Origin of the sequence: Sulfuricaulis sp. (assembly GCF_041499725.1) — a bacterium.
Lineage (GTDB): Bacteria > Pseudomonadota > Gammaproteobacteria > Acidiferrobacterales > Sulfurifustaceae > Sulfuricaulis.
Map to the genome: position 1 here is coordinate 24980 of NZ_JBGQKW010000004.1, position 24781 is coordinate 49760.

Below are 24781 nucleotides of genomic sequence, written 5' to 3' on the forward strand. Positions count from 1 at the left end.
GATGATTTTCCGTTCGCTCCAGCACCGCATCGTCATCGTCTTCGTCGGCCTGCTGTTGCTGGTGATGGCGCTGGTGCTGGCGCTCGTAACCCACAGCAATTCGCGCATCGTCGGCGCCGAGATCGAGCGCGAGCTGGCGGCGGGCGCGCAGGTGTTCTCGCTGCTGATGGAACAGAACCGGCGCCAGCTGGAGACTGCTGCCACGGTGCTGGCCGCGGACTTCGCGTTCCGCGAGGCCATCGCCACCCAGGACCGGCCCACGATTCAGTCCGTCATCCGCAATCACGGTTTGCGCATCGGCGCGCAAGTGATGATGGTCATCCATCCGGACGGACACTTGATCGCTGACACCCAGAACATCGCCCCGGCGAACCGTGCCGTTCCGTTTCCGGACCTATTGTCCGACGCCGAGTCCGCGGGCAGGAGTTACGGCTACCGCCAGATGCAGGACGGACGGATGTATCAGGTCGTGATGGTTCCGATCCTCGCGCCGCAGCGGATCGCCTGGGTGGCGATGGGTTTTCTGGTCGACGACCGCTGGGCGCAAGATCTCTCCGGCATCACCGGCCTGGCCGTCAGCGTGATACGCCGCGACCAAACCGGCGTGACGGTGCTCGCTTCTTCGCTGGAGCAGTCGAAGCGCGCCGTGTTGCCGGCCGCCGTGGCCGGTGTCGTGGGCGGCATGCCCGGGGAGTTGCCTATCGGCGCTGAGCACTACCGGACCGTGTACGTGCCGCTGGGCAAAGATACCAGCGTGGCGCTGCAGCGCTCGGTCGAGCAGGCCAAGGCGCCATTTCAGGCGCTGCAGACCGTCCTGTGGACCATCGTGCTCGCCGGAGTGATCGTCTTCTCCTTCGGCAGCGTCATGCTCGCGCGGCGCATTGTGCGGCCGGTGAACGTGCTCGCCGGCGCGGCGCGCCGCATCGAAGCCGGCGACTATGCCGAGCCGGTGCCGCGGCTGATGTCCGATGAAATCGGCCAGTTGGCGGCGAGCTTCGATCACATGCGCGAACGCGTGGCCAACCGCGAACAGAAAATCCTGAAGCTCGCGTACGAAGACAACCTCACCGGCCTGCCCAACCGCACGCGCTTCATCGAGGAGTTCAACAGCCTGCCGCCGGAGAGCCGCGGCGCGGTGGTAGTCATGAACCTCGACCGCTTCGCGCCGATCAACAGCGCCCTGGGGCATCCCGTCGGCGACCGACTGCTGAGCGAGATCGGCCGGCGCCTGAGTTTGTTCCAGTCCGCCGCTATCCTGGTCAGCCGCTTCTGGGGCGATGAATTCGTGTTTCTGTTGCGCGCGGCGGACCGCGAGGCCGCCGGCGGTTTTGCCGAATCGCTGATCGCGGACTTGCGCCATCCGTTCACGCTAGACGGTCATCGGCTCGACGTCGACGCCAGTCTCGGGGTTGCGTTGTTTCCCGACGACGGCCGTGACGCCGTCACGCTGCACCGACGTGCCGAGCTCGCCATGTATACCGCCAAGCGCCAGCGCAGCGGCGTCGCTTTCGCGGCCGAGGCGGGCGATGAACCCTTGCCGGAACAACTGTCGCTGATCTGGGAAATGCGTGAGGCCATGGCGCGCGGGGAATTCCTGCTCTACTACCAGCCGAAGCTCGACCTCGCCGGCGGGCATGTCACGGAGGTCGAAGCGCTACTGCGCTGGCAGCACCCGCAGCGCGGCCTGGTGTTGCCGGATCACTTCATTCCGTTCGCGGAGCAAACCGGATTCATCCGCGAGCTGACGCCCTGGGTGCTCGAAGCGGCGGTCGCGCAGGTCGCGCATTGGCGCCGGATCGGAATCCACCTCGTGCCCGCGGTCAATCTTTCCGCGCTCGATATCCTGAATCCCAAACTGATCGACCACCTGCGGCGACTGGTCGAGCAGCACGGCCTCGCCGCCAAGGCCTTGTGCGTCGAGATCACCGAGAGCGCACTGATGGAAGACCCGGAGCTGGCGCTGACCCATCTCAACGAACTGGCGAAGCTGGGGCTGAAGCTCGCGATCGACGATTACGGCGTCGGCCGCGCCTCGCTCGCCTACCTCCAGACGCTGCCGGTGCACGAACTCAAGATCGACGGCAGCTTCATCCGCGCCGTGGCCGAAACGCCCAAGAACGCCGCCATCGTCAAATCAACGATCATGCTGTGTCACGCGCTCGGCCTGCACGTCGTCGGCGAGGGGGCGGAAACGGCTGACGACCTGGCCTGGCTCCGCGCGAATGAATGTGACGTCGCCCAGGGCTACGGCATTGCCAAGCCCATGCCCGCGGAGGAACTGCCAGCGTGGTTGACGGGTTTCAGCGTTCGCCGCTGGAAGCAGGCGTAACGCCACTCACGACTGTCACTTGAGAATGGTATGGAAGCCAAAGCGGTGGAGTTCGTGAAGCAGGAATAATAATAGGGGACAGACCACGTTTTCCGCTGATTCACCTGTTCAGTTTTCACTTCACTTCAATCACGGGGCCAGTTTCGGATCAGCAACCCGGTCTTCGAAACGCACACTTCGTTTTGCGCAGGACCGTCGGCGTCGGAGAATCAAGTGGTCAGAGGAGTTGATAAGTAAAGTTACCACTCCATTTCAATTACACTGATGCCTTAATCTGCCTGACCGCGGTTTTCCGCCGTCGCGAGGAGGCTGTGCATGAGCCGCAAAGTGTTCTGTCCGGCGCTGTGGACTGGACAGGAAACCTGCCATGACGCGCAAGGCCGCGTTATGGATTGCGCCGGCAGCGGCCAGGATGCCGAAGGCCGGCGTGGTCGCGGCTGGCCGGCGCCGCGCTTCGAAGCCAGCGGCGATACGGTGCAGGATCTGTTGACGGAATTGATGTGGACCCGTGACGCCAATCCGGCCGAGTTTCCCTTAAGCTGGCAGGAGGCCTTGGACTTCGTTGCCGAGTTCAACCGGCGCACGTCGTTCGGCTTTTCCGACTGGCGCCTGCCCAACCGGCGCGAGCTTCGCAGCCTGATCTCGCATCAGACCCGTCGCCCGGCGCTGCCCGCCGGCCATCCCTTCGTCAACGTCTTTGCCGGCTGGTACTGGAGCTCGACCACGGCCGCCATCAGTCCCGGCCATGCCTGGTACGTGGACATCGATGGCGGGCGCATGTTCTACGGCGGCAAGGACCAGTCGTTCATGCTGTGGCCGGTGCGCGGAACATCCACGATGTTGGCCGTCACCGGCCAGCGACAATGTTTCGACGGACTGGGGCGAGAGGTGGAATGTTCGGGCTCCGGCCAGGACGGGGAATTCCGTTTCGGTGTCGCGTGGCCCGAGCCGCGTTTCGAGCCGGGCGGCGTGGCGACTTACGATCGTCTCACGGGACTGTATTGGCGCACCGACGCGGAACTCGGCGGCGCGGTTACCTGGCAGGAAGCCCTGGACCGGGTGCGGGCGCTCAATCTGCAATCCCCGGCCGCGCCATGGAGATTGCCCACCATCACCGAGCTCGAATCGCTGACCGACTGCTCGATGCACAGCCCGGCGCTGCCGCGACCGCATACTTTCAAAAACCTGCGCGACGTCTATTGGTCTTCGACCACCAGTCTCTATGAACCCGACTGGGCCTGGGCGCTGTATCTCGACAAGGGCGCGGTCGGTGTGGGGCAGAAGCAGCAGGCGCGCTTTCACGTCTGGGCCGTGTGCGAGGAGGCGCCAGGGTAAACGTTAAGGATACGGCCGACTGGAAGAAGATCACGGGGCTCTCCATGGGCGCCACCGCGAAGGTCCTCGAGCGCCCGGCCGACACCAAGCGCGCACTCGCGCTGCTGTCGCGCAAGTTCAAGGACATGAAGGGCCTCAGCGCGGAGGACCTGGCGGAGACGGCGTTCGTGCGCGTGCAACCGAAGGTCGTCTCGATGCTCGACTACCGTCGCGGTTTTGGCTGGACGAAGCTGGTGCGGGTCTAGCGGACCGCCTCGCTAAGGTGTTGAGAAATATCAATATCCCGGGGAGAGCGTGACTTAACTCGATTCCGTAAGTGACAATAGCGCGAAATCGTCGCGTTCAATAATAACGAGGAGGGGTGGCGATGCGCGTTCTCAGCCTGCAACTACTCCGGTTTGCATCCGTTGCGTCGTGTTTGATTCTCGCTGCCTGCAATGGCGGCGGAGGCGGCGGCGGGGGAGGCGGCAGTGGCGGCAGTACTAATGGTCTCAGTTTATCCACGAATGCCATTTCGTTTAATGCTCCGAATACGAGTTCGACTCCTGCGTCGCAAATAATTACCGCGACTGTCACCGGAGTTACCAGCGGGACGCTTTATATCAAGATCGTTTCTACCGGTCCGGCCGTTGCTTCAATAACGAATATAACGGTCACAAGCTCGACAACCGGTCAGGGAACTATCAATCCCGCACCAGCCAATATCCTGGGCGCAGGTGTACATACAAGTACCGTAACTGTTTACGCCTGCACGACGGATCCCAATTGTTCTTCCGGGCAACTCGCGGGTAGCCCACAGACCGTCAGCGTGACCTACACAGTCACCGGCGTTGCCGCCTCGCCCTCATCGCTGAACTACACAATCGTTAACTCACCGGTCACCGGCGACTTAAGCCGTCAGTTCACCGTTACCGGTTACCCGAATCAGAACAACTGGAATGCCGGTAGCAATGTCCCCTGGCTGTCAGTTTTGCCTGCGAGCGGCAATACGGGTAACGCAATACAAGTAACAGCATCGCTGGTGCAGGCACAACTCGATGGGATGTTTAACGGAACGTATGCCGGTTCGATCACGATAACCTCATCGTCCGGTTCGACGGTTTCAATACCGGTCACCCTGACGATTTCACGGACTCAGGTCAATTACGTCGCGCCCTATATTGCTACTTCCGGTGTCGCGGAAGAGGTGATCATCCGCGGTGAAAACTTCAATCAAGTTGCGGTTCAGAACGTAAAGTTTGGCGGAACCAACGCCACGACGTTTAATGTCATAAGCGATACCGAAATTCGAGCGACACACCTAGCGCTATCAGCTGGCAGCTATCCGGTTCAACTGCAGAACAATCTGGGAATTAATCGGTCTCGTGCAGATTTGGTGGTGGTGGATGCACAGGGCTTATCGGGAAACCTGTCTTATGGTCCCCTACCACCGATTCCGCCGGGTGGGGTACCCATCACGCGGCGAGTCATTGGCTTGGGTTATGATGCCGAACGAAAGACGGTCGTTGTAGGGTTTTCGTACTCTCCGTCAGGGGTGTGGTCCAATCAAATAATGTACTTCGTGTATACGACGCAATGGAGCGTCGGCACGGCCCAGAGTATCCCGAATCTTACTTCGATTACGCTATCAATTGACGGCAAGCAATGGCTTGCCGGGACCGATACCGGAATAACACAAATTGATGCAGCGAATTTTAGCTCTGGCATTACGACCAACCACAACATTAACCCCAGCCTTGGAGCCTATGTAAAGAATCTGTCGCCGGCAAACGATGGCAATGTTCCAGTCGTATTCGATGTCAGTGCCAACTTTGGCCTTGAAGCGTACCGCTATAACGTGCGCAATCCTGCGTTCAGCGATTTGGGAATCGCGACGTATCACGGAGATTCAGCCGTCAGCGGAGACGGTTCACGCGTGGTAATCGGCAGCGACGCGGGGCAGATGGTCTATCAGTACAATGCGTCGTCGGGCACGACGACCTTCACCGGCCTGTCGCTTCCAGTTTTGTCTACGCCGGTGCTGAATCGCACCGGGTCGCGTATCGTGTTTAACGGGACACTGGTATACGACGGCAGCTATTCCTATCTCGGTGCGCTGCCAAACAATATGGTTCCTTACTACCCGCCCGTGGTGCTGTCACCGAATGGAACGCGTGCTTATGTAGCCGAGGGCAGCACCTTGCGTACCTACGATCTGAGCGCTCCCTTGGTCGGCGGGTATTTCCCGCAGATTGCTGTAATCACGTTTTCGTCTGATGTGGGCACAGATGTGAAGATGATCATCAGTCCAGACGGTAAAACATTGTTTCTTGCAGGTAAAAACGAAGTCGTAGTATATCCGGTACCTTAAATCATTATATTTATTGTCTGAATTAAATGAACGAAGTGAATTAAAGGGGCCAGGCACTATATTTTTTGCAGTGCGATTTCTGTAACAACAACAGGGGACAGACCACGGTTTCTTGCACTTATCCCGTGGCTCGGACCTGGGGTGGCGCGGCGGCCGGTTGGATTTTGGCGAAGGGACTCAGCGCCAGCCACGAGTCTAGCTGGCGCGTGAGTTGACTCGGTCCTTGCACATCGATCAGTTCTTGCTTGACGGCATCGCGCAGGCTGATATCGCCGATCCAGACGGCGGCTAATGTCTTCAGCCGCGTGGTAATGGTTACGTCCACGTCGTAGCCCGGACGTTTCAGGCACACGTCCACCTCGTCGCGCTGGATGACCAGCCACCAGAAGCGCTTCACGGTGTGCACGTCACGAAATTCAAACTGCAACACCGTGCGCTGCGCCGGCAGATTCTCGGTGTTGAGCCGCCGATGCATGTCCCACATCAGCAGAGCCGGATCGAGGTCTTCGCGCTTGAGTTCGCTGCGCGCCCAGCGCTGCCCCCAGTTGCCGAGCATCATCACCACCGGCATCAGTTCGTGGCCGGCGGCGGTGAGATGGTAGGCCACGCCCTGTTTGTTGCGCCGGTCAGGTTCATGCTCGACGATGCCGGCGCGCTCGAGCTGCTTGAGGCGCAGCGACAGGAGCGTCGGCGACATCAGCGGCACGCCGCGCCGCAGGTCGTTGAAGTGCCGGCTGCCGCACAGCAGTTCACGCACCACCAGCAGCGTCCAGCGTTCACCCAGGACTTCGACGGCCTTGGCCACCGGGCAGAATTGTCCGTAACCTTTCATGAAAATGAGTTTCCTGTTCGTCTCGCGACCCGGTACAGATGTTGTACTTGTTTAAACCACTCCACCGTACCATCCTGTACGGGCATTGAAAACTTATACCCGTACAGTCATTGGGAGATAAACATGAATTCACCGGTCATTACGCAACGCGACGGCAGGCATGGAACATTAGCGGTATCTGATATTGATGGAGGTACGTTATGAATAGCGGGAAAGCCTACAAAGGCAGTTGTTTTTGCGGCGCGGTTCAGTTCACGGTCAGCGGCGAGCCAGCCGGAATGGGCTATTGCCATTGCGACTCGTGCCGAAGCTGGTCGGCAGGGCCCGTTAACGCCTTCACTTTATGGAAACCCGACGCGGTAAAGATTACGCGCGGAGCCGACAAGATCGGCACCTACAACAAGACGCCGCACAGTTTTCGCAAATGGTGCAAGATATGTGGCGGCCACCTCTTCACGGAGCATCCCGGCATGGGACTCACCGACGTGTATGCCGCGGTCATTCCGGATTTCCCGTACCATGCCGGCGTCCATGTCAACTATCAGGAAACGAAGCTGCGTATCAAGGACGGGCTGCCGAAGATGAAAGACTTCCCGAAGGAAATGGGTGGCTCGGGCGTTAGCGTCGCGGAGTAACACTGTCAGCTCTTCAAGCTTCATACCCAGCAAGCGCCCGGTGATGGAGCGTCACGCCGTCGAGACCGGGACGGCGATTTAATGATTACCCGGCGCCGCACCCAACGCTCTACCCGGTCAACAAGAGTAAGGAGACACCATGCTCGATACCGTCGAATCGAATACCGATTACATCTCTGTCTGGAACGACATTCTCGCGCCGAAGTTCAACCGCTTTTGCAGAATCCTGATGGAAGGCCTGAGCTTTCACAGCCAGGTCGCGCTGAAGCAGATCGCACTGCCCGCAGGCGCCCGCGTGCTCGACGTCGGTTGCGGCTGGGGCGATACCGCGCTGCAGTTGGCGCGCAAGGTGGGACCGCGCGGCAGCGTCATGGGACTGGACTGTTGCGACAGTTTTTTGCAAAAGGGCCGCGAGGACGCGAAAGCCGCGGGCCTGAAACACCTTGAGTTCCTGTGTGCCGATGTCCAGACCTATCCCTTTAAACCGGAATACGATCTGTGTTTTTCGCGCTTCGGCATGATGTTCTTCGCGAGTCCCGTCGTCGCCATGCGCAATGTCCGCAAGGCGTTGAAACCCGGCGCCGAACTGATGTTCATCGTATGGCGCCGCATCGAGGACAATCCCTGGCTCGGCGTCCCCAAGCAGATCGCGCTCAATTTTCTCCCGCCGCCGGGCGAAGACGCCAAGACCTGCGGGCCCGGCCCGTTCTCCATGGCCAGCCAGGACGTCGTCACCGCCCAGCTCAAGGTCGCGGGGTACACGGATATCAGGTTCGATCGCGTGGACGGGCCGGTAATGGTGGGCAAGAACGCCGAGGAGGCGATGCAGTTCCAGCTCGCTCTCGGGCCCGCCGGCGAGATCTTTCGCGAGGCCGGCGAACTCGCCGAGCGCAAACGCGGCGAGATCGAAGAGGCGCTGCGCCGGGAACTCGCGCGCTTCGAGAAGAACGGAGAGATCATCATGGATTCGAGTTCGTGGACGATCCGGGCGCGGAACCCCTAGCGAAAGAAAACGGGAGTCAGATCACGGTTCTCGCTAACGCACCCGCTGGATCAAGGGTTCAGAGTAAAAGCAAAGCTAGCTTTCGAATTCACACACTGACCAATTGATCCACTCAGCCGGTGCTCCAGACGCGCGGGCGCTGCATGCCGGCGATCTTGCAGGCCTGTTTCACGTAGCCGTAGGGAAACAGCTTGTAGAGGTAAGTCTTCGCGCCCTTCTTGTCGAAACCATGCTGGCTCACCAGGAACTCCATCACGTGGCGCACGTCCGGCGCGATGCGGTTGGTGTTCCAGCGCTCGCGCATGAAGCGCAGCACCGGCCAGTGGGCCTCGCCCAGTTCGATGCCTTCTTCCGTGGCCAGCTGGCAGGCGATGGATTCGTCCCAATCCACCGGGTCGATCAGATAGCCCTCGGGGTCGCGTGCGATCTGAAACTCGGGGCTAAGCTTGTGCAGGGCGTTGTTCATGGTGCGTCTCCTCTCCGGAATGCCTTATAACTGTTTCAATATTAGGTTTCGTTTATGTAACGATCAAACGATATTATTTTCTATATAATATCGATATCTTCGATATATAGGCTTTCCCCGATGGACATAGACCAGGCCCGGACCTTTCTCGCCATCACCGCGAACGGGAGTTTTCTCGAAGCGGCCAAGCAGCTGCACCTGACCCAATCAACCGTCAGTGCGCGGATCCAGCGGCTGGAAGACGAACTCGGCACCCGGCTGTTCGTCCGCAACCGCGCCGGTACCAGTCTGACGCCCGCAGGCCGGCGCTTTTTCGAATACGCCAAGCGGCTGGTGCTGACCGCCGACCAGGCGCGCGACGACGCCGGCTTGCCGGAACGCTACCGCGCCAGCCTCCGCATCGGCGGACGCATCGCCTTGTGGGAGGGATTTCTGCCGCAGTGGGTCGGATGGATGCGACGCCGCGCGAACGATGTCGTGATCCGCAGCGAGATCGGTTTCGAGGAAGACCTCATGCGCCGGCTGATCGAAGGCTCGCTCGACATCGGCCTGATGTACACGCCGAGCCACAGCCCCGGGCTGATCGTCGAACATCTGTTCGACGAAACCCTGGTGCTGGTCAGCTCGCGCCCGGACGACAAAGGCCCGGGCGAGGACTACATCTATGTCGAATGGGGGCCGGGCTTTTATGCGCAGCATGCGCAGAGCTATCCCGATATCGAAGGGCCGGCGCAGCTCGTCGACATCGGCTGGCTCGGCATTCAGCTCGTGCTCACCAACGGCGGGAGTTGTTTTCTGCCCGCGCGCATGGCCGCGTCCTTTATCGCCGCTGGCCGTTTGTTTCGTGTCGCGGGCTCGCCTGAGTACGTTCTTCCCGCTTACGTGGTTTTCCCGCGAACCACCGACAGCCCAGTGCTGGAACAAGCGCTGCAAGGGCTGCGCGAATTGGCGGGACAGGAACGCGAGCGCGCCGCGAGCGGGTGATTGATAGTCAGGAAAATCGAGGCCAGATCACGCATGACCCCGGCCGTTCCTCCGTCGCGTTGACCCGCAACCGGTTGATGGTCGGATAGAAGCAGGAAGGGGCGTTGAATTTACTATCCTGCCGATATCACTAATACGGTTGCCACAGCGGTGTCGCGCCAGGCACCCGCTATCAACCCGCGGGTTAGCTCACTCCGACCCCGAACTCCTCTAAAAAAACAACGCGACCGAAAGCAACAGGCTGTGCAGCAATGCCGCCGCGATGGTACAGCGAATCGCCGCCGTGAGCGCGCGCGGCTGGGCCGCGTAGCGGAACAAATCTACCGCGGCTTGAGCACTGGGTATCGCGGCGACGAGTGCAATCAGTGCCAGCTTTGGTAGCGCGCCGGTGAACACCGCGCCGATCAACCAGGCGTTGGCGACCACCGCGAGCATGACGTAGCCCCAACGCGCCTGTTCCGGCGCAAGGCGCACCACCCAATGGCGTTTGTCGGCGGCGGCATCGGCCTTGCGGTCGGGAAACTGATTGATATAGAGAATGTTGGTAACGAGCAACGCGTACGATACGGAAGCGAATACCGGCGCCAGTGCGAACGCATGTCGCTGCACATAATCGGTGCCCATCACGATCAGGGCGAACCCGACCATGACACAAAGCTCCCCTGCTCCGCGGCTGTTGAGCTTGAGCGGCGAGGCCGAGTAGCCCCAGCCGATCACGAGCCCCGCCACGCCGATGACAAGCAGTCCGCTTCCAGAAGCCGCCGTCAGCCAAGCTCCGGCGATCATGACTGCCGCGAACAATGTCACCCCGAAGCGCGCGGTCTGCTCCAGCGTGAGTACGCCGTTCTGGATGAAACGGCTGCCGCCGGTGTATGGAAACACACGTTCGGTATTAATTTCATCCGTGCCATTCAAAGCGTCGTAATAGTCATTCAGGACGTTCACCCCCGCGTGTGCCAGCAGGGCGAAGACCATGGTCACGAACGCCGTCGGCCAGGCAATCTGAACGCCGCTGGCCTGTGCGGTTCCAAGGCCGATCAGTGAGCCGAACAATGTGACACTCAGAAACGCCGGACGGGTTGCCAGGAAGTAGCGTTGCACCGGATTGGGCAGGGCCGCTAAAGTGGGTTCGGCTGGTTGCATCGTTCAGGTCTCTGTTTTCGTGCCTATCCGGAAATTACGCGCTTCTCAGGCACAATAACGGGTTCAGAGTGAGGTGTGCCTGATTTTACGCATACCCAGATAGGCACATAATGCCTGAAGGAGGTATCGAATGGGAAAGCCGGGAGCGGCTCCAGCATGAACCCGCATCCGACATTCGCCGCCAAGGCGCGCGCCTGGCTGGCGCGGCTGGCCGGTAGCGGTCAATCCGCCACCGCGCCACGTTGCGATCCGGCGCTGCTGCGTCGGGCGATCGAGCAGGTGGTCGACGGCGTCGATCCGCGCTTGCATGCGGTCCTCGACTACGTCCGCAAACTGACGCCGGCGGTCGAGCGGACCATCGCCTACTTCATCGACTGCGGCCAATGGCTGGCGGCGCCGGTCGATTTCAGCGCCCGCCGCTGGGCCGTCGACTCGCTGGTGCGCACCCTGTTTGCGACCGCCGCGGATCTGCAGCGGTTCTTCAGCGACGACCCCGGAGTGCGCGCGTACTTCCACGACCATCCGCTGGCGGATGAGGCCTACATCGGGCTGGGCGTGACTCGCCACGAGCGGCGCGCCTTCGGCGTGGCGATGAGCGGCGAGGTAATGCAGCGCGAGGTGTCGCAGATCGTGATCAGCTTCTCCGACTACCGGCTGTTCGGCGCCTGCGACAACGAGCAGCAGCTGCGCCAGAACATCGAGCAGCGCGGCTTCGGGTTCCTGATCGGCGAGGCACTCGAGCGGATCGTCGAGCACCAGGGCAGCGCGCACGGCCGCGAGCACGAGAAGCAATTTCTGGAGCTGCGACTGCGCGGCCTGATGCAGAAGCGGCTTGCGATGGACTCGCTGTATTACGAATCGAACGCGGGGCTTGACGACGAGATCGCCGCGCTTCGCACCCGTCTCATGCACGAGCAGGAGGCGCTCGCCCTGAGTCACGGCGAGACCACGGTGCTCGACGACTATATCGCCGGCATCAGCGCGGTGCTCGCCGACCCCGAACGCTACGTGAAGCGCGCGACCGTCCGGCTGCGCATCAATCGCATGAACATCAAGGTCGAATCGCCCGACCAACCGGCCGACGAGCTGGCGTTCTCGGAGGTCACGATCGGCGGCCGGCCGCCGCGGGTGGTGGTCCTGACACGATTCCCGCGCAGCGACCTGCTGGTTAAAGGAGCCGGCGTGATTTGATTTTCAGCACCCACGCATCTCATCGAGCTGCTAAACACCCAAGGCCCGGCCAAGCCGGGCTTTTTATTTGGCCTCACGCCCCGCGCCGCCTCACACAATCCCACACAAATTTCGTCCCTAACGGAATTTCAATGTGACGACAGAGACTTCGTTTGGCTTCTTGACAAAGTTTCCGCCGAGGTGTATTTAACCATTAAGTTAAATACGGAAACAAGTTACCCAATGTCATCCGATCGCTTAAATGCCACCTTCGCCGCCCTCGCCGATCCGACACGCCGCGCAATCCTGGCACGCCTGGCCTCGGGCGAGGTATCGGTCACGGAACTCGCCGAGCCGTTCGAGATGAGTCTTCCCGCCGTGACCAAACACCTCAATGTGCTGGAGCGCGCCGGCCTGATCCGGCGCGGCCGCGACGCGCAGTGGCGACCCTGCCGGCTCGAAGCGACGCCGCTGCGGGAAGTGTCCGACTGGGTGGAGCACTACCGGCGCTTCTGGGAGCAGAGCCTCGATCGCCTGGACGACTACCTGAAAAAACTGCAAAGCAAGGAGAAGAAACATGGACGCAAAAAGAAATAGTTCTATCGAGGAAACAGCGGATCGCGAAATCGTCATCACGCGCGTCTTCGATGCGCCGCGCGAGCTGGTGTGGGAAGCATGGACCGATCCCAAGCACGTGGTGAACTGGTGGGGGCCGAGAGGTTTCACGACCACCATTGAAAAGATGGACGTGCGGCCGGGCGGCGTGTGGAAGCATGTCATGCACGGGCCCGACGGCACCGACTATCCCAACAGCAGCGTTTTCAAAGAGGTCGTGAAGCCCGAGCGCATCGTTTATTCCCATGGCGGTGGCAAGAAGGGCGGTCGCGGCGTGCATTTCGTGGCGACATGGACCTTCGAGGCGCTGGGCGACAAGACCAAGGTGACCATGCACGCGATCTTCCCCTCGGCGGCGGACCGCGACTTTGTGGTCAAGGAATACGGCGCCATCGAAGGCGGCAAGCAGACTCTTGAACGCCTCGGGGAGTATCTGCCGAAAATTCGTTAAACCCCAATGGGAGATCGTGCATGAAATCTCGAATTACTATGATTACCATCGGCGTTGATGACTTGGAACGGGCACTTCAGTTCTATCGCGATGGTCTTGGCTTGAAGACGGAAGGCATTATCGGCAAGGAGTTCGAATATGGGGCGGTAGCCTTTTTTGACTTGCAGGCTGGACTGAAGCTGGCAATCTGGCCGCGCAAGAGTATTTCCCGTGATTCAGGTCTTACTCTAAGCAGCCCTAGTCCCACGGAGTTCACGCTCGGGCATAACGTCTCGTCCAAGGCTGAAGTCGATGCGGTTATGAAGCAAGCGAAGAACGCTGGCGCCGTAATCGTAAAGCCGGCTCAGGAAACCTTCTGGGGCGGTTACGCGGGCTACTTTCAAGATCCTGATCGGCATCTGTGGGAGGTCGTATGGAACCCGCAGCTTGTACCTCAGGATTGAGGCATACAAGTCGCTGCCGCGGACGGCCCTGACGGGCCCAACGAAAGGAGGAGAAACATGGACGCAAAGAGAAACAGTTCTGTCACGGAACCCCAGACGAAGGAGTTCGTCATCTCGCGCACCTTCGATGTGCCGCGCGAGTTCATGTTCAAGCTGTGGACCGACCCGGAGCACATGCAGCGCTGGTGGGGACCGAAAGGTTTCAAGGTGGTTCACAGCAAGATGGACCTGCGCCCGGGCGGCAGCTATCACTACGGCATGCGATCCCCCGACGGCCACGATATGTGGGGCAAGTTTGTTTTTCGCGAAATTGTGAAACCCGAACGGCTCGTCTTCGTCAATTCCTTTTCCGATGAAAAAGGCAATGTCACCCGGCACCCGATGCATCTCGCCTGGCCGCTGGAAATGCTGAGTACGATTACCTTCACCGAACAGGCCGGTCGGACGACCGTCACCGTGCGCTGGCTCCCCCTGAACGCGACGGCGGAAGAGTGCAAGACCTTCGAGGACGGGTTCGACTCGATGCAGCAGGGCTGGGGCGGAACCTTTGAGCAGCTCGCTGAATATCTGGCGAAGGCCGGTTAGCTTAGGTACGCTTTGTGAACGGTGGAGCGCGCTATACCGGGATGGCTATCTCGCTGCATTGGCTCATCGCCTTGCTGATCTTCGCCGGTTGGGGCTTGGGCTTCTATATGCATGATCTGCCTCTGTCTCCGGCAAAACTGCGGTACTACAGTTGGCACAAGTGGATGGGAGTGACGACTTTCATTCTGGCCTTCCTCCGGGCGGGGTGGCTGGCTACGCATCCCGCGCCGCGTCTGCCGCGCGTTATCCCGCCCTGGCAGACGCGGACCGCGCGGATCACCCATTTTGTGCTGTACCTGCTTATGTTTCTAATTCCTCTGAGCGGGTGGTTGATGAGTTCGGCCAAGGGCGTCCCGACGGTCTACTTCGGCGTCTTGCCGCTACCGGACCTCATCGGAAAAGACAAAGCCCTCGGCGATTTCCTGGTTCAGGTGCACAAATGGCTGGCCTTTGGTCTCGCCGCGCTGGTAGGCCTGCACATCGCCGCGGCGATGAAGCATCACTTCATGGATCGCGACGGCCTGATGGGGCGCATGGTCCCTTTTCTCAAATCGCCACGACTGTAATATGTAAGGTCGAAACATGAACGCTCGTGTCGCCGGATCATTGTCCCGTTGGTTCGCCACGCTTCTCGCCGCCGCGACGCTGACGGCGGTCGCGGTGGCGAGCGGTATCGATGCGACCAAGAGCGAGATAGCGGCGACCTTTCGCCAGATGAACGTGCCCGTCGAAGGCCGCTTCAAGATTTTCCACGGCGTCGTCAACTTCGATCCCGTGAACCTCACGGCGGCTCGTGCACGAATTGAAATAGACACGGCCAGTTTTGACCTGGGGGCGCCGGAATACGAAGAAGAACTCCGCGGGAAGGAGTGGTTTGATACGTCGGCTTACCCGAAGGCCAGCTTCATTTCATCCGGCGTGGTCGCCGTGGGGCCAAACCGGTTCGAGGCCAAGGGCAAGTTCACGCTCAAAGGCAAAACTCAGGAGATCAAGGTTCCTTTTACGCGGCGGTCCGACGGTGGCGTGCAGGTCTACGAAGGCGAGTTGCCCATTTCCCGCAAGGCGTACGCGATCGGCAGCGCCGAATGGGACGACACGCTTGAAGATAAAGTCATTGTCAAATTTCGAATAACCGCCGCCAAGTAATCGTCAACTCATCACTTCAGGAGAAGCCTCATGTCTAGCAAGAAATGGATGCTCACTGCACTCATCGCCGCTATCACGGTTCCGGCCCTGGCCGTCGCCGACAATTTCACCGTTGATCCCGAACACACCTACCCGAGCCTGGAGTTCTCCCACATGGGACTCTCCGTCTGGCGCGGGAAATTCAACAAAACCACCGGAAAAATCACGCTCGACCGCGCCGCCAAAACCGGCAGCGCCGAAATCCAGGTCGACGCCGCCAGCATCGACTTCGGCCACGACAAGATGAACGCACACGCGCTCACCGCGGATTGGCTCAACGTCGGGAAGTTTCCGACGATGACGTACAAGGGCGACATCAAGTTCAAAGGCGACGTGCCGGCGTCGGTCGACGGACAGCTGACGCTGCGCGGCATCACCAAGCCGGTGAAACTCACCATCAACAGCTTCATGTGCATGCCGCATCCCTTATTCAAGAAATTAGTTTGCGGCGCCGACGCGGAAGGCGATTTGAACCGCGCCGACTTCGGCATGACGCTGTACAGCGAAGGTGAGGCCGGGAAGATCCACCTGCGAATCCAGGTCGAAGCGCTCAAGGACTGACCTCTGCGCGAACTTCAGGAACTGGAGCATCGAATCAGAAGTGATAGGGACGGAGAGATTGTTTCAAAGGCAGTCTGCTTGAGATAACCTATTCGCACCGTCAAGCTCTCAGCGGACATGCCATGACACAACCGATCTTTCGCGGAAGCTGTCTCTGCGGTTCCGTGCAGTACGAAATCAGCGGCGAGCCGAAGAAGTTTTACCATTGCCACTGCAGGCGCTGTCGCAAGGCCTCGGGCACGGGGCATGCATCGAACCTGCTCATTAAGCCCGGCACGATCAAATGGATCAAAGGCGAAGACCTGATCCGTGCCTACAAAATCCCAGAGGCGAAACGTTTTACCAGCCGGTTCTGCACGGTGTGCGGCAGCCAGGTGCCGCGCTATGTGAAGGAGACGGACATGATCGTCATCCCGGCCGGCTCGCTCGATAGCGATCCTACGATCCAACCGCAGGCGCGCATCTTCTGGGACTCGCGCGCGAGCTGGTCATGCAGCGGCGACGATCTTCCGGTTCATTCGGAATACCTAACCGACAACAGCAGGTGAAACCCATGCGACTCGGTTTTATAGGCCTTGGAAACATGGGCAGCGAGCTGGCACGGCATCTGCTCGCCGCCGGGCACACACTTACCACTTATGCGCGCGGCGAGCGCTCGCGCGCCCACGCCAGCCGCTTGGGATTAAATTTGGCGGCCTCGCCCGCCGCGGTCGCGCAAGCGAGCGAGGTGGTGTTCACCATGGTCACCGCCGGGAGCGATGTCGAGTCGGTCGCGCTCGGGCCGGACGGGATTGTTCATGGCGCGTCGTCCGGCTTGATCCACGTGGACATGAGCACGATCTCGCCTGCGATCGCGCGGGACGTTGCCAGGCGCTTAAGTGAACGCGGCATCGCGATGCTGGATGCGCCGGTTTCGGGCGGCGTGGCGGGAGCCAAGACGGCCTCGCTCACGTTCTTTGTCGGCGGAGAAAAGACCATTTTCGAGCGCACGCGGCCGCTGTTGGAATGCATGGGCAAGACGATTTTTTACATGGGTTCGCCGGGAACGGGACAGGTGACCAAGCTGGCCAATCAGATCTGCCAGCTCGCCTGTTTGCAAGGCGCCGCCGAGGCACTGCTGTTTGCGCGCGAGCAGGGCGCGGAAGCGGCCAAGGTGCGCGAGGCGGTCATGACCGGGCTGGGCGCGAGCCGCATGCTCGACGTACTGGGCAAGAAGATGGTCGAGCGCGATTTCGCGGCCGGCATTGTGGCCGCGTTGCACCACAAGGACATCGGTGTGGCGCTCGATCTCGCGCACGATGCCGGGTTGCCGCTTCCGGTTACCGCGCAGGTGATGCAGCAGCTCAACGCGCTCATGGGCAGCGGCCTCGGCGAGCAGGATACGAGCTCGCTGTTGCTCGTGTTGGAGCAGATGATGGGGCGAAGAGACAGTTAGCAGTTAAATGGATCAGAACTGATTCTCACATGGACTCCGAAATAAAAACGGCCCCTTGCGGGGCCGTTTTTAGTTAGTTTGCGTTGAACCTGGATTACTCCGTCTTGGCTCGCGTGGACTTGCCGATGGCTTCCACTACCGCTTCGAAATTTTGGAACAGCGCCCACACCAACCACACCGCGGCGGCCAGGATGCCGAGGATGAACGTCCAGTCGAGCATGGTTTTGACGCCATGGCCGAGAAACGGCGTGCTGAAATTGATGAGCACCACGTAGGCGCTGGCCGTGACGATTAACGTAATGAGCGCCAGCACCGGATCGGCGAGCCGGGCCGTGCCGCCGCCCGTGGCCCGGAGTTGCTGCGCGAGCCGCTGGCCGAGCATCAACAGCAGGACCAGTGCACCGGTGTGGGCGAAGAACCGCACCAGCGAACCTGCGGTGACTTTCGGAGTGCCAAGCGTGGTGCTTTTGAACAGCTCAAGGCTGCCAAGAACTTCGCCGAGTACCAGCGCGGCGGCGATGACGATGAGAAATTTTCCTATCCAGATCCAGTTTGTGTTCATGTATCACCTGATTGTTCGAGGGGCTGCCTTAGAGTGTAGCCAAGTCTAAGGTGGCGTCCGGGCGCCTGCCAGGACTATCGGTCAGCGCCAGTACGGCATCGCCTCAAGAGCAGGCGCGATTGCCGGGACAGGGCCGGAAGCGCCGAAACAGCTGACGTTACTTGGCCGACGTCAGCAGCGCCTTGTGCAGGGGATACCTCGCCCCGAATTTCTTTTTGAACTCGGCGTTGGCGTGATCGTAGTCGTCGACGATCGTGACTTTCGTGACTTCGAAAAACTCGTTGCGGTGGTATTGAACCGTACCGACATAGACCGCCTTGTCCCCCGGTTTGATGGAAACCTTCAACCCGCCGGGAAAATACGCTCGGTTCATCTCCCGGCCGCCGAGGTCCAGATACAGCATGCCGCCGAGGATGAAAAACGGCTTGGTGTGGCTGCGTACGCAGAAGTTCTTCCCGAGTATCGCCTCGATGCGCCCGGCGTAGTCGGCCATCCCCGGTTCCTCCGTCAACACCCGATAATGCTCATCCGCGAACAGAAAGACTTTGTTCTCGAAGCTGCCGGAGTTGAGCCCCTTGAGTTTCTGCTCTTCCTTGCGCAGCGGCGGGACGAGCTCGATGCGCCCGACGACGACCGTCTCGTCGCCGCCGAGGCCGGAGAGACTGTCCACCGGTTCGCGCGCCGCGCCGACGCAGGCGCCGAGCAGTAACAGATTCGCCACCGCGAGATGGGCGCGGGCGAGTGTCAGGCGGCGGGGCATCATGACTTAAGCTGCGTCAGACGCGCGCGAATCTTGTTACCCCAGGCGGAGCCCTTGATTTCGCTGTCCTCGTCGAGGATGCGCTTCAGCAGTTCGGCTTCCGTCGGCTTGCTCATTTTCTCGATCGAGAATTTGCCCGGCTCGAACATGCCGCTCTTCGCCTTTTTGTATTTATAGGAGCCGAGGAAATAGATTCCGGGTTTGGCGATGCGCAGCGCGGTCTGGTTGCCCTGCCGGGGGAAGCTGTACTCGTGCTGGCCGGCGAAGAAGCCCGAACCGCCCAGCTTGGACAGCTGATACGAGCCGGGAGGCAGATAGGAGTTGTAGAACAGGCCTTTTGAGATACCGAGACCCCAGTACGGCGTGTCGGACGGCGGGGCAACCTGCGTAATCCAGGCGGAACTGACGCCCGTCGGCGCATCGGCCATGTCGACGTAACCGAAGACCAGTGAATTGGTCGGGTCGTTGATGTCGCGCTGTGGTCCGCTGCTGGCACAGCCGGTCAATAGCCCCAGCGCGATCAGCCCGAGGACGAGCGATATCCGGTATTTCATGTTGCCTCCCTGTGCAGATGTGTTGCTGATAAATAGGAGTATAGACAACCGAAATGTCGAGACGCGGGGCCGGGCCTTGCAAGGACTCGCGGCGGTCGTCAGGGAGAGACAGCCTGCGCATTAAGACCAGTAGCGGATTTACTTTTTATAACAGGGGTGTGGAGTTAAATAGGTCGAAGCGATTTACGTTTACGTCTGATCGATTATTTCAATCGTATCACCCACAGCAAGTTTGCCGCCGCCGACGACGCGGAGACACACACCGCTATTGTGGCTCAAGGCACGGCACATGCCCTTGCCGGTAATCTTGTCCAGGTAAGCGCAAGGCGGGCGAGGTTTGTCGTAACGGAAGATGGCAGTGCCGATGCGAAACTTTCGTCCTTCCAGATTTTTCGTTTTTATCCCCGCGATGACCAGGTTGCGCCGATGGCTACCGTTATCGAGGGCTTGCTGGAACTTGGCCTCGGTTCCTTTTTTCGCCTGTGTCAGATCATGTTCGGTGATGAGCGTGACCTGGCAACCGTCAATCGATTTCCAGTGGCCTCTGTCTTCGCTGTAGCGATCGCCTTGCAGGCCTCGATTGCTGATGGTCTCGGTCGCATTCACCGACCGCATGGGTTCCCCCGCCGAGGTGGCGACAAAGATGGCCTTGAGCGTGGGCGCTTGACGCTTGTGTCGCTTGAAACCGAGCCAGTTAAAAAGCATGGGGAGAAGTAATACTACAGCTTCCGCACGGACTGAAGCACCTTCTTGGCAAATAGCGGAGGTGAAGCTGGCAGCGGAACTAGACGAAGCCGAGATTGACGGTCGGGAACCGCGACAGGTTGGGAAGAACGCTGGCAAGGCCGGCCGGCGACACCCCGAACCAGGTCGCAAGCGTCGCCGCGTATTGATCCACCGCCGTGGTCGGAATCCAGCGGCCTTCGTTGCTGGTGTCGTCCGGCCCGCCCAGGGCCAGGGCCGGTGGCGTGCCATAAAAGCGTTGCCCGTGCACCGCGCCGCCGATGATGAAATGGTTGTTGCCCCAGGCATGATCGCTGCCGCCGCCGGTGTTCGGCTTGAACGTGCGCGAAAAATCGGAGAGCGTGAACGTGGTCACGTTGGCGTTCTCGCCGATCGCCACCATCGCGTCGTAAAACGCCTTGACCGCAGGACCGAGCTGACCGAAGAGGTTCGCCTGGGTATTGAGCTCGTTGGTGTGGGTATCGAAGCTGCCCAGCGAGGCGAGAAATATCTGGCGTGTCGCGTTGAGCGTGGTGCGCGCCTCGATGATCTTGGCGATAGCGAGCAACTGCTTCGAGATGCCGGAGGTCAATGTCGCGAACGGCGCTGCCGCCGGGGTCGTGTTGCTGGCGAGAAGGGGGCCGAGCGTCGCGGAATAGTTCAAGGCGTTGGTGACGATGTCCTGCGCCGCGTCGACGAGTTGCGCGTCTTTGTCGACACCGAGTAGCTGCGTAAACGCATTGGTGCGCGCCAGGTTCGCGCCGCTGGTACCGGTGCCGCTCAGCCCGAACGAGCCGGAGACCGGAACGGCGAGTGCGCGCGAGGCCTGTCCGGTGACGAAAAGATTGTTGCCCGTGGCCGTGATCATCGTCGGCACGCTGGAAGCGGCATTCGCGGCGGCGAGCTGGTCGGCGATCCGACCGCCCCAGCCGGTGCTGCTCGCGGCGTCCGATATCGCGGCCTGCCACTGATGTTGCTGGTCGATATGCGAAAAAAGATTGAGCGGCCTGATGCTGGTCGAAGCCTGATACTGGGCCAGCGTCAGCGGCTGTAGCAGCGTGCCCGCGTTGAGCAGCACCGCCATCTGTCCGGCGTTCCAGATCGCCTGCCAGTCGGTCAGTCCCGGGTGCAGCCCGAAACGCAGCGCGCCGCCTACTTCCGGCAGCGGCACCAGATTTGCCTGCGGCAGCGCGAGCGGACCCCGGATAGCGGAGTAGTTGGCATAACCCGTGGTGTCGATGGGGACGATCGTGTTGTTGCCGTCGTTGCCCCCGGTGAGAAAAATGCACACCAGCGCCTTGTAATCCCCGGGTGCGGCCAGGGCGCGGCCGCCCAGCAGCCCGAGCTGCGCCAGCGCGGCACCGGCCCCGATGCCGCCCATGTGGCGAAGAAAGTCGCGTCGATTCATGTCAGCGCTCCACCTGGTATTGTTGCGAGCTTGCCAGCAGGTAAACCGCCATGCGCACGCGGTTGGGTGCATCGGTTGCCGCCACGGCATTGACCGCCTGCGCGATCGTCGCGCCGGCGACCGGCGACAGCGTGCCGTGCATCATCCGTTGGTTCAGTTGCTGGACCAGCGTATCCGCATTCGCGGCGCTGGACTGATATGAAGACAGGTCGAGGCTGGTTCCGGTGCTTCCGGCGACGTTGCCGTCCGGCAACACACCATTACCACCGTTACCGTAGACCAGCTGATAGACGAAGTTGGCGCGATTCAGCGCGCTTGTCGTGTCCTGAATGCCAAACTCCGGTCCCAGCGACGTTGTGCCCGGAATCGCGTAGCTCGGGGGGAAATAATTGAACACCGAGGGTGGCGTGAAAATATTCTGTTGCATGCCGTTCGCCTGCGCGCGCAAATAGACACCGTCCGACTGCCCGCCGAGATTGCGCAGGATCGAGGTCATGAACAGCGCGGGTTCATGCAGGTGGCCGTAGTTCGGATCGGTTTTGGCGTCGCCACGTGCCTCGGGGTCGAGCAGGATGGCGCGGATCACCGCGCGCATGTCGCCGCGCACGCCCTGGCCGTTGTCGTTGAACACCGCGGCCACGCGGGTAATGTACTGCGGCGAGGGGTTACTGGTGACGAGATGCTGTATGAGCTGTTTGCCGATGAACGGACCGACGTTGGGGTGATTGAAGACCGCATCGAGGCCATCGGCGAGATCCTGTTCCGGCGTCTGGCCGCCGGGCAGCGCACGACCCTGGAGAATGAGCTTCGATCCGGTATCGTGATGGCTCGCGAACGACGCCATCGTGCCCTCGTAATTGATCGGGTTGGTCCACTGCGACGCGGCGCCGGGTCGCGGCGGGTAGGTCCAGCCGGTGAACAGGTAGGCATAGCCTTCGATCACGTCCTCGTTATAGGCCGGGATCGGACGGCCTTGCGCATCGGTCTGCACCGAACCGTCGATATTGAGCATGTTGACGCCGATCGAGAACAGCTGCAGCAGCTCGCGCGCGTAGTTTTCGTTCGGAGTCGTGCCGCGGGCCGGATTGGCCTTGTCGTTGTTGACCATGTCCAGGAAATTACCCATGACCGGACTCAGAGTCACGTCGTTCAGCAGGTCGCGAAAATTACCGAACGCGTCCCGCAGCAGCATGTTCTGGTAGGCGGCCATGCCGTAGGCCTCGTAGATCTCGGTGCCGGAGACCACGACAATCTGCGATAACGCGAACGCGACGCGCTGGCGCAGTTGGTCGGAGCCGCTCAGGGCGTTTTGAAAAAAGCGTCGTTGCACCTGGAACAGGCTGTAGTTGTCGCGCGCGCACAGGCTCGCCGGGCTGGTTGCCGTGCCGTCGTTCTGGCAGCTGGTGGGCGCCGAGTGCGTGACGTAGGCGAAGCCGGAATAACCGGCCGGCGAGGCGGCAAACTGCTCGTTAAGGTATGCGTCGAACCCGACGTTTTGCAGATGTGCGATGTCCTGCGCCGTGGAGCCGAAGCTGGATTGGTCCAGCATCCGGGCGGCGTCCGCCTGGGAGACGACGATTTGAGTGGAGGCAGTGCCGGAACCGTTCGAGGAACTGGAGTCGCTGCCGCCACTGCACGCCACCAGCGCTAGTGCCGCGATCGCGATCGACGCGCCCTGCCAGACATTCCGTGCCCGGTTTCCGGCGGTCCCGCGATGTATTTTTATTTTTACCGCCACGATTTTTTTCCTCCAACGGTGTCCGCTGTGTGCGGCATCCCCGGGGTTTCCCGGCCGCGACAGAATCCTGAACTCCGATCCGCCATTAACGCCGCGACCTGGAAGATGTTGACCCTGGCTCCAATTCAGTCACGCTGCGAAGGCGTTGCATCCGCAAGGCATCCTACCGGTACCGGAGTTGGCCGCCTATGGACGAATCGGCAGAATAACGCACATCCGACGATCGGACGAATCCTGCGGACAAACGCCGATTGAGCATGCGTTATGACATCGGCGGTAAACAGGCCTGCGCGGAAATCCGGCAACATGCGGAATACCGCCCGATGGGGTGGCGGTGTTTCGCCGCCGCGCTGGATCAGATCAGTGCGCTGGCACCGAACCGGGGCAACTTTAAGATTTAATTCATGTCCCGAACCGCACTCCATAAATCGGCGGGAGATGCGTGGAAAGGTTCTGCCAGGAATCGCCCGAGTCTTCCGAGAACCACAAACCGCCCGTGGTCGAGCCGAACACCAGTTGTTCGCCTGTCGAGTCGATATCCAATCCGTGCCGGTAAACGAGGTCGTAGGCGTGCTCCTGCGGCAGGCCGTTGCGCAACACCTCGAAGTGTTTGCCGCCGTCGCGCGTGCGCGTCACCACCAGCTTGCCGTCCACCGGCACGCGGCATTCGTCCTTGACCGCCGGGACGAACCACGCGGTGTCGGGATCGCGCGGATGCACGGCCACGGCAAAACCGAAGACGGATGGTTTCACATCCGTGATCTCGTGCCAGCTCGTGGCGCCGTCGGTCGATCGGAAGATGCCGTTGTGATGCTGCACCCAGTACACATCCGGGTGGGATGGGCACTGCACCATCCGGTGCGCGTCTTGGGCGTTAGGCTCGTAGGCCAGCTCCGGCGGCATGTAAGCGGCGCGCATGCCCTGTGCACGGCAGTTCCAGCTCACGCCCGCGTCCGTCGTGACCCACACTCCGCCGGTGGACACGGCGACCGCCACTCGCCGCGGGTCGCGCGGGTCGACGCAGATCGAATGGATGCCCGGCTGATCGTAACCGCCGCCGCCCCATTCCTTGCGTTTCGGGTGATTCCACAGCGATTCGACCAGCGACCAGGAATCGCCGCCGTCGCGCGTATGAAACAGCCCGCCGGGAATGGTGCCGGCCCATAGCGTGCCCGCTTCGTTACGCCCGCCGGATTCGAGCGCCCAGATCTGTTTCACCGAATCCGATTTTTTATCCTCTTGTTCCGCGGCGGCCGGGTAGGCAGGCGGAGCGCATTCCTCCCAGGTCTTGCCGTCGCGCGTGCGGTGCAGCTTCGCGCCGAAGTGGCCGAGATTGAGCGCGGCATACACGCTGCCGTCGCGCGTGTCCGGCAGCACCATCGTTACCGGGTCGCCGAGGAAGTCGGTCTGTGCGATACGGAAATGTTTATCCTTGCCGCGCGCGTACGTGATCAGTCCTTTGCGGGTAGCGACGTAGATTCGGTCGGCCATAATTTCCTCCTTGGGAAATCTCC

General features: G+C 60.8%; 28 protein-coding genes. 18 read left to right on the top strand and 10 right to left on the bottom strand.

Features of this window, described 5'->3' with window-relative positions; all coding sequences use genetic code 11:
- The first annotated feature begins 1 nt into the window (after position 1).
- The 4 genes from ACC569_RS01480 to ACC569_RS01495 all read left to right on the top strand — a co-directional run bounded on the left by ACC569_RS01480 (position 2) and on the right by ACC569_RS01495 (position 6014).
- Entirely contained in the window at positions 2-2329 is a 2328-nt protein-coding gene (locus tag ACC569_RS01480; protein WP_372521717.1) for a putative bifunctional diguanylate cyclase/phosphodiesterase, read from the top strand.
- A gap of 315 nt (positions 2330-2644) precedes the next feature.
- The gene (locus tag ACC569_RS01485) at positions 2645-3664 is read left to right on the top strand and encodes a DUF1566 domain-containing protein (RefSeq protein ID WP_372521718.1); all 1020 of its coding nucleotides are present in this window, start codon (positions 2645-2647) and stop codon (positions 3662-3664) included.
- A 44-nt stretch (positions 3665-3708) separates the two neighbouring features.
- Positions 3709-3909 (top strand): hypothetical protein, encoded by a 201-nt coding sequence (locus ACC569_RS01490; RefSeq protein WP_372521719.1) that lies wholly within the window; start codon positions 3709-3711, stop codon positions 3907-3909.
- A 122-nt stretch (positions 3910-4031) separates the two neighbouring features.
- Positions 4032-6014, top strand: coding sequence for an IPT/TIG domain-containing protein (locus ACC569_RS01495; protein ID WP_372521720.1), 1983 nt, complete (start codon positions 4032-4034; stop codon positions 6012-6014).
- 118 nt (positions 6015-6132) lie between these two features.
- Here ACC569_RS01495 and ACC569_RS01500 read toward each other — a convergent pair whose 3' ends face one another.
- Complete coding sequence (locus ACC569_RS01500) at positions 6133-6846, bottom strand: winged helix-turn-helix transcriptional regulator (protein ID WP_372521721.1); 714 nt, start codon at positions 6844-6846, stop codon at positions 6133-6135.
- A 200-nt stretch (positions 6847-7046) separates the two neighbouring features.
- Between ACC569_RS01500 and ACC569_RS01505 the strand changes: the two genes are divergently transcribed.
- On the top strand, positions 7047-7481 hold the full coding sequence (locus ACC569_RS01505; protein ID WP_372521722.1) for a GFA family protein: 435 nt from the start codon (positions 7047-7049) through the stop codon (positions 7479-7481).
- A 139-nt stretch (positions 7482-7620) separates the two neighbouring features.
- Complete coding sequence (locus tag ACC569_RS01510) at positions 7621-8484, top strand: class I SAM-dependent methyltransferase (protein WP_372521723.1); 864 nt, start codon at positions 7621-7623, stop codon at positions 8482-8484.
- A gap of 112 nt (positions 8485-8596) precedes the next feature.
- Here the strand turns inward: ACC569_RS01510 and ACC569_RS01515 are convergent, their stop codons facing one another.
- Positions 8597-8950 carry a TusE/DsrC/DsvC family sulfur relay protein gene (locus ACC569_RS01515; RefSeq protein ID WP_372521724.1) on the bottom strand — a complete coding sequence of 118 codons (354 nt, stop codon included), beginning with the start codon at positions 8948-8950 and terminating at the stop codon, positions 8597-8599.
- A 120-nt stretch (positions 8951-9070) separates the two neighbouring features.
- On the opposite strand from ACC569_RS01515, the gene ACC569_RS01520 reads away from it, so the two are divergent.
- On the top strand, positions 9071-9934 hold the full coding sequence (locus ACC569_RS01520) for a LysR family transcriptional regulator (protein WP_372521725.1): 864 nt from the start codon (positions 9071-9073) through the stop codon (positions 9932-9934).
- Positions 9935-10144: 210 nt separating this feature from the next.
- Here the strand turns inward: ACC569_RS01520 and ACC569_RS01525 are convergent, their stop codons facing one another.
- A complete protein-coding gene (locus tag ACC569_RS01525) occupies positions 10145-11077 on the bottom strand; it encodes a prenyltransferase (protein WP_372521726.1) in 933 nt (310 codons plus the stop codon).
- Positions 11078-11233: 156 nt separating this feature from the next.
- Here ACC569_RS01525 and ACC569_RS01530 point away from each other — a divergent pair, with 156 nt between their 5' ends.
- From ACC569_RS01530 to ACC569_RS01575, 10 genes are all read left to right on the top strand, one after another.
- Positions 11234-12268 carry a hypothetical protein gene (locus ACC569_RS01530; protein WP_372521727.1) on the top strand — a complete coding sequence of 345 codons (1035 nt, stop codon included), beginning with the start codon at positions 11234-11236 and terminating at the stop codon, positions 12266-12268.
- A gap of 222 nt (positions 12269-12490) precedes the next feature.
- The gene (locus ACC569_RS01535) at positions 12491-12844 is read left to right on the top strand and encodes an ArsR/SmtB family transcription factor (RefSeq protein ID WP_372521728.1); all 354 of its coding nucleotides are present in this window, start codon (positions 12491-12493) and stop codon (positions 12842-12844) included.
- Complete coding sequence (locus ACC569_RS01540; protein WP_372521729.1) at positions 12825-13313, top strand: SRPBCC family protein; 489 nt, start codon at positions 12825-12827, stop codon at positions 13311-13313. Before ACC569_RS01535 ends, ACC569_RS01540 begins: the two co-directional genes overlap by 20 nt.
- A gap of 20 nt (positions 13314-13333) precedes the next feature.
- On the top strand, positions 13334-13756 hold the full coding sequence (locus ACC569_RS01545) for a VOC family protein (protein ID WP_372521730.1): 423 nt from the start codon (positions 13334-13336) through the stop codon (positions 13754-13756).
- 57 nt (positions 13757-13813) lie between these two features.
- Positions 13814-14341, top strand: coding sequence for an SRPBCC domain-containing protein (locus ACC569_RS01550; RefSeq protein WP_372521731.1), 528 nt, complete (start codon positions 13814-13816; stop codon positions 14339-14341).
- 41 nt (positions 14342-14382) lie between these two features.
- Positions 14383-14907, top strand: a complete 525-nt coding sequence (locus tag ACC569_RS01555; protein WP_372521758.1) for a cytochrome b — start codon at positions 14383-14385, stop codon at positions 14905-14907.
- Between the two features lie 16 nt (positions 14908-14923).
- Complete coding sequence (locus ACC569_RS01560; RefSeq protein WP_372521732.1) at positions 14924-15487, top strand: YceI family protein; 564 nt, start codon at positions 14924-14926, stop codon at positions 15485-15487.
- A gap of 30 nt (positions 15488-15517) precedes the next feature.
- Positions 15518-16087, top strand: a complete 570-nt coding sequence (locus ACC569_RS01565) for a YceI family protein (protein ID WP_372521733.1) — start codon at positions 15518-15520, stop codon at positions 16085-16087.
- A gap of 122 nt (positions 16088-16209) precedes the next feature.
- A complete protein-coding gene (locus ACC569_RS01570) occupies positions 16210-16635 on the top strand; it encodes a GFA family protein (RefSeq protein ID WP_372521734.1) in 426 nt (141 codons plus the stop codon).
- The gene (locus ACC569_RS01575; protein WP_372521735.1) at positions 16578-17522 is read left to right on the top strand and encodes an NAD(P)-dependent oxidoreductase; all 945 of its coding nucleotides are present in this window, start codon (positions 16578-16580) and stop codon (positions 17520-17522) included. The genes ACC569_RS01570 and ACC569_RS01575 overlap by 58 nt, the downstream gene beginning before the upstream one ends.
- Positions 17523-17616: 94 nt before the next feature.
- Here the strand turns inward: ACC569_RS01575 and ACC569_RS01580 are convergent, their stop codons facing one another.
- From ACC569_RS01580 to ACC569_RS01605, 6 genes are all read right to left on the bottom strand, one after another.
- Complete coding sequence (locus ACC569_RS01580) at positions 17617-18084, bottom strand: hypothetical protein (protein WP_372521736.1); 468 nt, start codon at positions 18082-18084, stop codon at positions 17617-17619.
- Between the two features lie 157 nt (positions 18085-18241).
- Positions 18242-18847: a hypothetical protein gene (locus ACC569_RS01585; protein WP_372521737.1), complete on the bottom strand. Its 606-nt coding sequence runs from the start codon at positions 18845-18847 to the stop codon at positions 18242-18244.
- Positions 18844-19398 carry a hypothetical protein gene (locus ACC569_RS01590; RefSeq protein ID WP_372521738.1) on the bottom strand — a complete coding sequence of 185 codons (555 nt, stop codon included), beginning with the start codon at positions 19396-19398 and terminating at the stop codon, positions 18844-18846. The genes ACC569_RS01585 and ACC569_RS01590 overlap by 4 nt, the downstream gene beginning before the upstream one ends.
- A 189-nt stretch (positions 19399-19587) precedes the next feature.
- Positions 19588-20103, bottom strand: coding sequence for an MOSC domain-containing protein (locus ACC569_RS01595; RefSeq protein ID WP_372521739.1), 516 nt, complete (start codon positions 20101-20103; stop codon positions 19588-19590).
- A gap of 79 nt (positions 20104-20182) precedes the next feature.
- The gene (locus ACC569_RS01600) at positions 20183-21529 is read right to left on the bottom strand and encodes a DUF1501 domain-containing protein (protein ID WP_372521740.1); all 1347 of its coding nucleotides are present in this window, start codon (positions 21527-21529) and stop codon (positions 20183-20185) included.
- 1 nt (position 21530) lies between these two features.
- Complete coding sequence (locus tag ACC569_RS01605) at positions 21531-23267, bottom strand: DUF1800 family protein (RefSeq protein WP_372521741.1); 1737 nt, start codon at positions 23265-23267, stop codon at positions 21531-21533.
- 251 nt (positions 23268-23518) lie between these two features.
- Here ACC569_RS01605 and ACC569_RS01610 point away from each other — a divergent pair, with 251 nt between their 5' ends.
- Complete coding sequence (locus ACC569_RS01610; RefSeq protein ID WP_372521742.1) at positions 23519-23668, top strand: hypothetical protein; 150 nt, start codon at positions 23519-23521, stop codon at positions 23666-23668.
- A 1-nt stretch (position 23669) separates the two neighbouring features.
- Here ACC569_RS01610 and ACC569_RS01615 read toward each other — a convergent pair whose 3' ends face one another.
- Positions 23670-24758, bottom strand: coding sequence for a WD40/YVTN/BNR-like repeat-containing protein (locus tag ACC569_RS01615; protein WP_372521743.1), 1089 nt, complete (start codon positions 24756-24758; stop codon positions 23670-23672).
- Positions 24759-24781: the final 23 nt, after the last annotated feature.